The organism is Pseudomonas lactucae, from assembly GCF_016937615.1.
Lineage (GTDB): Bacteria > Pseudomonadota > Gammaproteobacteria > Pseudomonadales > Pseudomonadaceae > Aquipseudomonas > Aquipseudomonas lactucae.
On sequence record NZ_JAFHKI010000241.1, the window covers coordinates 1 to 1,375 of the forward strand.

At 60.1% G+C, this 1,375-nt stretch carries 2 protein-coding genes; both read left to right on the forward strand.

Translation table 11 applies throughout. The annotated features are described in order from the left end of the window. Nucleotides 1–107 (forward strand): glucokinase (locus tag JWR98_RS28880; RefSeq protein ID WP_205491867.1); only part of this gene is annotated, 107 nt, incomplete at its 5' end. A gap of 144 nt (nucleotides 108–251) precedes the next feature. Further along, nucleotides 252–1,265, forward strand: coding sequence for an AI-2E family transporter (locus tag JWR98_RS28885; protein WP_003171426.1), 1,014 nt, complete (start codon nucleotides 252–254; stop codon nucleotides 1,263–1,265). The last annotated feature ends 110 nt before the right edge of the window (nucleotides 1,266–1,375 follow it).

Consider the following 1,375-nt stretch of genomic DNA (forward strand, 5'->3'; position numbering starts at 1 on the left):
AAGGCTGCATGAGCGACTACTTCAAAGGTATTCCGGTGTGGTTGGTGACGGCGCCGTATTCCGGGTTGACCGGGGCGGGTGTGGCGCTGGAGCAGGCTTTTGCGTAGGTGCTGATGGCCTCATCGGGGGCAAGTCGAATCGTCGCACCGCCCCTCCCACACTTTGATCGCATTCTCATCCTTCAGCTCTCGCTTGATTTCTGGAACGCTGGCAGACTGCCCATCCTTTAACGCCGTTCGTTTTGAGGCTGTATGCCAACGTTTCCTCAGCGTCATGTGTTGTTGCTGGCCAGCTACATCATTATTTTCGGCGGATTGCTGCTGGTCCTGCCGCTCAAACTACTGCCCAGCCTGCTGGCCGGCCTGTTGGTCTATGAACTGGTCAACATGCTCACCCCCCAACTGCAACGGCTGATCGAAGGCCGCCGCGCGCGCTGGCTGGCGGTGGCGTTGCTCGGTACCCTGATTGTCAGTGTGCTGGCCCTGATCTTCGCCGGTGCCATCAGCTTCCTGCTCCACGAAGCGGAAAACCCAGGGGCCTCCCTCGATAAGTTCATGGGTGTGGTCGACCGCGCCCGCGGCCAGTTGCCGCCGTTCCTCGACGCCTACCTGCCCGCCAGCGCCGCCGAATTTCGCGTGGCCATCGGCGAGTGGCTGAGTAAGCACCTGAGTGAACTGCAACTGGTCGGCAAAGATGCCGCGCACATGTTTGTCACCCTGCTGATCGGCATGGTGCTCGGTGCGATCATCGCTCTGCAACGCATCCCCGACCTGACCAAACGCAAGCCCCTGGCCGCCGCGCTGTTCGACCGTCTGCACCTGCTGGTCCAGGCCTTTCGCAACATCGTCTTCGCGCAAATCAAGATCGCCGCGCTCAACACTGCATTCACTGCGATATTCCTCGCCGTGGTGCTGCCGCTGTGTGGCATTCACCTGCCCCTGACCAAAACCCTGATCGTGCTGACCTTCCTGCTTGGCCTGTTGCCGGTGATCGGCAACCTGATGTCCAACACCCTCATCACCATCGTCGCCTTGTCGCTGTCGATCTGGGTGGCGGTTGCGGCGTTGGGGTATTTGATCGTCATCCACAAGGTCGAGTACTTCCTCAACGCACGCATTGTCGGCGGGCAGATCAGTGCCAAGTCGTGGGAGTTGTTGCTGGCGATGCTGGTATTCGAGGCCGCATTCGGCTTGCCGGGTGTGGTGGCTGGGCCGATTTATTATGCGTATTTGAAGAGTGAGCTGAAGCTCGGTGGGATGGTTTAAGCCTTGTGCTGCCTGGGCGCGCCTCATCGGGGGCAAGCCCCCTCCCACCTTTGAATGTGTTCACAAATCAAAATGTGGGAGGGGGCTTGCCCCCGATGGCGTCACACAGG